This is a genomic window from Pantoea sp. AG1095, from assembly GCF_003208415.1.
GTDB lineage: Bacteria > Pseudomonadota > Gammaproteobacteria > Enterobacterales > Enterobacteriaceae > Pantoea > Pantoea leporis.
On record NZ_QKMJ01000008.1, the window covers coordinates 204,175 to 211,870 of the forward strand.

Consider the following 7,696-nt stretch of genomic DNA (forward strand, 5'->3'; position numbering starts at 1 on the left):
GTCGATTTTGCACGCAAAATCAGCCGTTTTACACGCGCCACAAGCAGCTACCACCCTTCTTCTGCACCAAATCCAGACGACCTTCGTGCGCAGCAATCTCTTCATCGCTGGCGCTGACCACGCGCAGACCTGAACTCGGACGCACAATGCGCTGAATGTTCTCCGCGCCGCCCTGATTGTTCTGCTCACCGTCCAGAGAAAATGCCAGCGAGGTTTGACCGCCGGTCATCATCAGGAATACTTCGGCCAGAATCTCGGCATCGAGCAGTGCGCCGTGCAGCGTACGCTTGCTGTTGTCTATCTCATAACGGTTGCACAATGCATCGAGGCTGTTGCGCTTGCCGGGATACATCTTACGCGCCATCGCCAGGCTATCGGTGATCTGGCAGAAGGTTTCGGTTTTGCCGATATCCCGCTTCAGCATGCCGAATTCATAATCCATAAAGCCAATATCGAACGATGCGTTATGGATCACCAGCTCTGCGCCACGGATGTAATCGAGGAATTCGTCGGCGATATCCGCAAACATCGGCTTATCAGCGAGGAATTCATCGGCGATACCGTGAACGCCGAACGCTTCCGGATCCACCAGCCGATCGGGCTTCAGATACATATGGAAGTTGTTGCCGGTCAGGCGACGGTTGATCACCTCAACCGCACCAATTTCAATGATGCGATGTCCTTCATAATGTACACCGATCATGTTCATGCCGGTGGTTTCAGTATCGAGGACGATCTGGCGGTTATTTGCAGTGCTCATAGGACTCGTTTTATGTCAGACTTGGCGTTTTGTCAGAAGGAAGTCTACCAGAGATGCGCAAACAGGTAGAAATATTCACCGATGGATCTTGCCTGGGCAATCCCGGTCCCGGCGGTTATGGCGCCATTTTACGTTATGGCGCGCATGAAAAAGAGTTCAGTACAGGTTATCGCCTCACCACTAACAATCGCATGGAAATGATGGCGGCTATCGTGGCGCTCGAAGCGTTGAAACAGCCGTGTGAGGTGGTGATCAGCACCGACAGCCAATATGTTCGTCAGGGTATCACCAGCTGGATCCACAACTGGAAGAAGCGCGGCTGGAAAACCGCCGATAAAAAACCGGTGAAAAATGTCGATCTGTGGAAACGTCTCGATGTGGCGCTCAGCAACCATGAAATTAAGTGGGAATGGGTAAAAGGCCACGCGGGGCATCCGGAGAACGAACGCTGCGACGAACTGGCACGCAGCGCGGCGGGAAAGCCCACTCAGGATGATATCGGTTATCAGGTTGAATCCTGATCCTTCACTTCACGAAACTGGCGCGTGACATTAACCGTTTGCCGTAGCTGGCTTTGACTCAGATTCTTCTTCATTTTGGTGGGCGTTAGCGGGAACGTACGTTTACGTGCCACCACAATGTTCAAACAACCGAGCGCCGGTAAATGCGCGCTGATCACCCTGCCGCCCTGCCGATGCCACGGCACCACCTGAAAACGGGTGCGGTAAACCACCTCATAATTCAGCAGGCCCAGCCAGTCGAGCAATCGTACCTGGCTGAACATCCGTCCACTCCACGGCGCGCGCGAGTGCAGACCCGGAATGCCTTTGCTAATCCCTAATAAACTGAAAGGGTTGAAGCCACTGATGATCATCCATCCATCATCGATCAATACCCGATCCACTTCACGCAGTACGCGGTGCGGATCCTGACTCCACGCCAACGTGTGCGCAAGTAAACAGGCATCAACGGATTTAGATTCAAAGGGTAATTGCGTGTTATTGGCGATAACCTGTAATTCATCGCCCTCAATGCCCACATTCACCTGATGCGATATGGCACACTGGCTGGTGTTGATTTCTGCGCTGAGGCTGCCAATTTTAAGCATATGAAAGCCATACAGCTTGCCGAGATAAGGCTGCAGTTGCTGAGTGAGCGCGTCGCGAAAATAGTCTCCCATTGGCATATCGCGCCAGGAGCGCGGTGCAATCAGGATTTGGCGTGTTTTAGCCGGCTTCATGCTCTACCATTTTCCTTTTTCTACGACCTGAGAGGTGTTTATGAATCTTACCAGCATTCCCGCATTGCAGGATAACTACATCTGGACACTAACGGACGATGACAACAGGTGTTTGATAGTCGATCCCGGCGAAGCACAGCCGGTGCTGGATAAAATCAGCGCCAATCATTGGCAACCGGTGGCGATTTTGCTGACGCACCATCATCACGATCACGTCGGCGGTGTGGATGAGCTGTTGCAGCACTATCCCGATGTGGCCGTTTTCGGTCCAGAGGAAACGGCAGATAAAGGGGCGAAGCGTATTGTGGCCGAAGATGATGAATTTACCCTGCTTGGGCTGAATTTCCGTGTCATCGCAACACCCGGTCACACTTTAGGACATATCTCATATTTCAGCTCCCCTTATCTTTTCTGTGGTGACACGATGTTTTCTGGCGGCTGCGGGCGTTTATTTGAAGGCACTGCAGAGCAAATGTTCGAATCATTTCAAAAACTTAATCAGCTCCCTAAAGATACTCTCGTTTGCTGCGCGCATGAGTACACTTTATCCAATATGAAGTTTGCTGCGGCTATTCTGCCCCACGACCCTAAAATTTTGGCAAGGTATCAGCAAATTAAGGACTTACGCGCAGAAAACCGCATCACTTTACCAACAAAACTGGCCTTAGAGCGGGAAATAAATTTATTTTTACGTACGCAAGAGGCTGATTTACAACAGGCTTTAGGCACTAATGTCTCATCATCAGCGTTATGGCAAACTTTCGCCGATCTACGCGAGAAGAAAGACCGCTTTTGATATTTGAGGTTGTGTTGTGGTGGACCGTCACGTATAGTTGCTCGTCTTTTAAGCGAACTATTGACACACACATGAAGGCTAAAGCGATCTTACTCGCCTCGGTCTTGCTGGTAGGATGTCAGGCATCAAGGAATGACGCCAATATCCCCGTACAGCATGCCCAGAGTCTGTCTTCAGCTGGTCAAGGTGAAAATGGAAAGTACGGAGATCGATTGTTGTCGCCGCGATGGCAGGATGATGGAACAAGCCTCGCAGAAGATACTGATCTCTGGAATCACATTAGTGACGAGTTGAAGATGGGGATTCCGGAAAACAGCCGGATCCGCGAACAAAAAACAAAATTTTTAAAAAATAAGAGCTATCTCCACGATGTAACATTACGGGCAGAGCCGTACATGTACTGGATTGTCGAGCAGATACAGAAACGTAAAATGCCGATGGAACTGGTACTGCTACCCATAGTGGAGAGCGCTTTTGACCCACACGCAACATCTTCTGCGAATGCCGCCGGCATCTGGCAGATTGTTGCACAAACGGGCAAAAACTATGGTTTGAAACAGAACCAATGGTACGACGGACGCCGCGATGTGGTGGCCTCGACCAAAGTAGCGCTGGATATGATGCAGCGTCTGAACGGTATGTTTGACGGCGACTGGTTACTGACCATCGCCGCCTATAACAGCGGTGAAGGACGTGTGCTGAAGGCGATGAAACAGAATAAGGCGCGCGGTAAGCCGACTGACTTCTGGAGTTTATCGCTGCCCCGCGAGACCACGGTTTACGTACCTAAAATGTTGGCCTTGAGTGAGATTCTCAAGAACAACAAGCGTTACGGTATCAAACTGCCGACCCCGAACGAGAGCCGTGCTTTAGCTCGCGTAGAGGTGGGACAGCAGATTGAACTGACGCAGGCCGCCGATATGGCCGGTATGTCTCTCAGCAAGTTGAAGACATTTAATGCCGGTTATAAAAACGGCGCCACCGCGCCAAATGGACCGCACTACATTATGGTGCCTAAGTCCAACGTTGCTAAGTTGCGCGATTCACTGGCTTCCGGTGATATCGCTTCCGTGCAGCCTACCGAGATGGCGAAAGTCAGTGCGGCAGGAAACAGCTATACGGTACGCAGAGGCGACACCTTGTCTGGCATTGCCAACAAGCTTGGCGTAAGCGTCAGTGCACTGAAACAGCAGAACAATCTGCGCAGCGCTTCAGTTCGTACCGGTCAGACTCTGACCGTGAGCGGCAAAGCGAGCACGCAATTGGCTGATAACGGCAACAGCATCACCTACCGTGTACGTAAGGGTGATTCTTTTGCCAGTATTGCTAAACGCCACGGTGTGAACACCAAAGACGTTATGCGCTGGAACAGTGACGCTAAAGACATTCAGCCGGGCGACAAGCTCACGCTGTTTGTGAATAATAGCGCAACACCTGATACCTAATGCCCCGAAAAGGCTGACTTTTGTCAGCCTTTTTCATTTTCTGCTTCTGCTAAATTCTGCATATCGCCTGTTCAGGCTCTGACTCGCCCTTCCCTGTATTGTTTCAGCTGAACATTAACTGTTGCGGGGCGGGAGTTCGAGCGTATTAGCTTAACGCTCAATACCGTAGAGAGAGTTGAACTCAACCAGCAGCGGATTGTGATCTGATGCGCGCGTCACCAGCACAGAAGCTTCACTGACCTTCATATCGCGGTAGAAGACGAAATCCAGTGGGCGCCCAAAGGCTTTTCGGCGATGGTCATCGGTGAAGTTCACCTCACGCAAAGACATCTCCCGCGCAAAGCGATACAGCGCATTCATGCGCTGGCGGCTCCAGGCGTTGAAATCCCCCGCCATGATCACCGGTCCGCGATGATGTTGAATCTGTTCGCCAATCGGCCCCAACTGTTTGCTGTAGACATCGACACCGAGACTGAAATTGACCGCGTGGATATTCACCACCATCAGCATTTCGCCCGTGGGTAATGGATACGCCGTGACCAGCGCAGATTTGGCCAAACGCAGCAGCGGCTCACGTTCCCGTAGTGGGCAACAGTACACAGGGTGCGCAGACGCCAACGTCATGACGCCGGAAGGATGTTGCGGTAAGACAAAGGCTGGCACCTGATCGGCCGCGAGATAGTTACTGGTGGCGAATTTGACCAGTTCAGGCGTGGCCTGCGCCTCCTGCAGCAGAACAAGGTGGGCATCTTTGCCAAAACCTTGGAGCACAGACATCCAGTCTGCACGCTGTTGCTTAAAGATATTCCAGACTAAAACTCGCAGTGTGGGATCAGCTGGCAAAGGTGCGCCAGGCGGTAATGCCTGCCCAAGATGCAGCATTGCCCCCGGCGGAAAAATCCGTTCTGCTGGCTGACCTGCTACATAACGCATTGAATAAGTTTTTTTCCGCACTTTCCCGCCCAACTGGTTTACGACTCGCACTTCACCTGACTGTTATAGGGATTTTAGCGCGGGGTTTCAATTGGTGTTCTTGATTGTCGGAATTCGCCTCACAGCTTACCAATGTAAAAGCCTGCCAGTTGGCAGGCTTTTGTGCATGTTATTCCATCGCTATCGCAGTCTGAGTTTTATCGGGTTGGCCACTCAATCGCACTAGCAGCAGCGTGCCAGGTACATACACCGTACCGATCCACGGGGTTTGCGCCAATCCATAATGTTCAACAATGCAGAATCACGCTCACTGCGGCAGGCAGCGTAATACGGAGTTGTTCAGCGATGGTTGGGCTCAGAACGACGATAACAAATTCTGTCGTTCCGATCGCACAGGCACTGATCGTCAGCGCCCAAAGTGCAATTGGCATGATTAACTCCCATTAAGGTTTTGATGGGCATTAGTGTTGCCGCATGCTTTAATGACAAAAAGATGCAAAGTTCGAACAGACTTTTGCTTTTGGAGGGATAATGAAGGCATCGTCAGATGAGCTTAAGGTGTTTATCGCTGTAGTGGAGAGCGGCAGCTTCAGTCGCGCTGCAGAGCAGTTGCACATGGCCAATTCAGCGGTGAGTCGTACGGTTAAAAAACTGGAGAATAAGCTGGGTGTCGCGCTCTTAACGCGTACTACGCGTCAGCTAGCGCTCACTCATGAAGGCGAGCATTACTTTCGCCGCGTGCAAAAGTTGATGCAGGAGATGTCAACCGCCGAGAGCGAGTTGATTGAGCGTCAGCTAGCGCCTCAGGGCGTACTGCGTATTGATGCTGCTACACCCGTGATTCTGCATCTGTTGCTACCGATGATTAAACCCTTTCGTGAGCGCTATCCCAATGTCACACTATCGCTCATCTCCTCAGAGAGCTTTATTAACCTCATCGAACGTAAAGTCGATGTGGCGATTCGCGCTGGCAATTTGACGGATTCTACACTGCGCGCTCGTTTGCTCTTTATAAGCTATCGCAAATTAGTAGCGACGCCGGCTTATCTGGCGAAACATGGTGTCCCTGAATCAACAGCTGATTTGGCTCAGCATGAATGCCTTGGCTTCGTTGAAACACCACGCTTAAATCGCTGGCCTATCGCAGATGAAGGTGGCGATCTTTATGACATCACGCCAGGAATGTCATCTAACAGCGGCGAAACGCTCAAACAGCTAGTGCTAGGCGACCAAGGTATCGCGTGTTTATCAGATTTTATGGTAGATAAAGAGATAGCTGATGGTACTTTTATTGAACTGCTTGCTGAACAGCGTATTCCAGTTGAGATGCCTTTTAATGCAGTCTATTACAGTGACTTAGGAGTTAGCCAACGCGTCAGGGCGTTTATCGATTTTCTGAGTGAATGGGTTAAAGCTCAGCCCTGGCGAGTGCAGGGCTGAAAAGGGATGCAGTGATTAATCCCAGTCTGGCGCCAGACCTTCTGGACTCACTAAGCGCTGATGACGATCCAGCGCGGCAATATTTGCCATATCTTGATCGTCTAGCAGCAGATCAACCGCTGTCATGTTGCTCGCCAGGTTTTCACGTTTAGTTGATGACGGGATCACCGCGTAACCTAACTTCATCGCCCATGCCAAAACAACCTGTGCCGGAGTAGCTTTGCGCTTCTGTGCAATGGTATTAATTACCTCATCCTTCAGCGCTTCTCCATAAGCTAACGTCATGTAAGAAGTGATATGAAGACCATTCTTTTTAGCAAAATCAACCACCTGCCGATTCTGCAAAAAGGGATGCAGCTCAATCTGGTTAGTCGCTATATTTTCCACGCCAACCGCGTCAATCGCCTCTTTCATCAAAGCAATTGGGAAGTTTGAGATACCAATTTGACGCGTCAGCCCTGCTTCTTTTGCTGCCATCAATGCCAACATGCTCTCTTTCACCGATACCGCCGATCCGGGAGAAGGCCAGTGGATTAAGGTGAGATCGACATAACCGGTGCGCAGCTTTGCCAGGCTCTCTTTCAAGCTGGGAATCAACTTTTCAGCCGAAAGATTGTCGATCCAAATTTTAGTGGTAATAAACAAGTCGCCACGTGCTGCGCCATTCTCAGCGATCGCCTGGCCCACAGCCGCTTCATTTTCATAGATTTGCGCAGTATCAATTGTGCGATAGCCAAGTTCCAACGCAGTTTTAACTGAATGGATTACAACGTCATCTTGCAGGCGGAAAGTACCTAAACCAAAGGCGGGGATTGTCATGATTTCCTCATCGTATAGCGTTATGTTTCGATGGGAATTATTTTGGCAGGTTTATTGTTGCTGAAAAATCCGTTTATAAGCAGAAGAATTTTGATTTTTTATCAACAATAATGAAAAAATTGCAGATATGAAAAAGCCCTGACTTTTCAGTCAGGGCTTATCAATTAAGTGGCGGAACGGACGGGGCTCGAACCCGCGACCCCCTGCGTGACAGGCAGGTATTCTAACCAACTGAACTACCGCTCCACCGATTCTGTACTGAT

7 protein-coding genes, 1 tRNA gene and 2 pseudogenes are annotated in these 7,696 nt (G+C 50.5%); 4 read left to right on the plus strand and 6 right to left on the minus strand.

The genetic code is table 11. The annotated features are described in order from the left end of the window. Window positions 1–28: 28 nt before the first annotated feature. Entirely contained in the window at window positions 29–760 is a 732-nt protein-coding gene (gene dnaQ / locus DEU53_RS17020) for a DNA polymerase III subunit epsilon (RefSeq protein WP_110867826.1), read from the minus strand. Here dnaQ and rnhA point away from each other — a divergent pair. After that, window positions 714–1,281, plus strand: a pseudogene (gene rnhA / locus DEU53_RS17025) (ribonuclease HI). The gene dnaQ and the pseudogene rnhA sit on opposite strands and share 47 nt — an antisense overlap. Here the strand turns inward: rnhA and DEU53_RS17030 are convergent. After that, window positions 1,266–2,000, minus strand: coding sequence for a class I SAM-dependent methyltransferase (locus tag DEU53_RS17030; RefSeq protein ID WP_110867827.1), 735 nt, complete (start codon window positions 1,998–2,000; stop codon window positions 1,266–1,268). The pseudogene rnhA and the gene DEU53_RS17030 sit on opposite strands and share 16 nt — an antisense overlap. A gap of 40 nt (window positions 2,001–2,040) precedes the next feature. On the opposite strand from DEU53_RS17030, the gene gloB reads away from it, so the two are divergent. Together gloB and mltD are read left to right on the plus strand one after the other, a co-directional pair. Continuing rightward, window positions 2,041–2,796: a hydroxyacylglutathione hydrolase gene (gene gloB / locus DEU53_RS17035; protein ID WP_110867828.1), complete on the plus strand. Its 756-nt coding sequence runs from the start codon at window positions 2,041–2,043 to the stop codon at window positions 2,794–2,796. A gap of 71 nt (window positions 2,797–2,867) precedes the next feature. After that, a complete protein-coding gene (gene mltD / locus DEU53_RS17040; RefSeq protein ID WP_110867829.1) occupies window positions 2,868–4,241 on the plus strand; it encodes a murein transglycosylase D in 1,374 nt (457 codons plus the stop codon). Between the two features lie 150 nt (window positions 4,242–4,391). Here the strand turns inward: mltD and DEU53_RS17045 are convergent, their stop codons facing one another. Both DEU53_RS17045 and DEU53_RS17055 read right to left on the minus strand, forming a co-directional pair. Beyond that, on the minus strand, window positions 4,392–5,195 hold the full coding sequence (locus DEU53_RS17045; RefSeq protein ID WP_008105211.1) for an endonuclease/exonuclease/phosphatase family protein: 804 nt from the start codon (window positions 5,193–5,195) through the stop codon (window positions 4,392–4,394). Window positions 5,196–5,485: 290 nt separating this feature from the next. Beyond that, a pseudogene (locus DEU53_RS17055) lies at window positions 5,486–5,605 on the minus strand (MFS sugar transporter); the annotation flags it as partial. A 100-nt stretch (window positions 5,606–5,705) separates the two neighbouring features. Between DEU53_RS17055 and yafC the strand changes: the two are divergent. Next, window positions 5,706–6,614 carry a DNA-binding transcriptional regulator YafC gene (yafC, locus tag DEU53_RS17060; RefSeq protein WP_110867830.1) on the plus strand — a complete coding sequence of 303 codons (909 nt, stop codon included), beginning with the start codon at window positions 5,706–5,708 and terminating at the stop codon, window positions 6,612–6,614. A gap of 15 nt (window positions 6,615–6,629) precedes the next feature. On the opposite strand, the gene dkgB is transcribed toward yafC, so the two are convergent. Continuing rightward, complete coding sequence (gene dkgB, locus DEU53_RS17065; protein ID WP_110867831.1) at window positions 6,630–7,433, minus strand: 2,5-didehydrogluconate reductase DkgB; 804 nt, start codon at window positions 7,431–7,433, stop codon at window positions 6,630–6,632. Between the two features lie 169 nt (window positions 7,434–7,602). Next, window positions 7,603–7,679, minus strand: a tRNA-Asp gene (locus DEU53_RS17070). Between the last annotated feature and the right edge of the window lie 17 nt (window positions 7,680–7,696).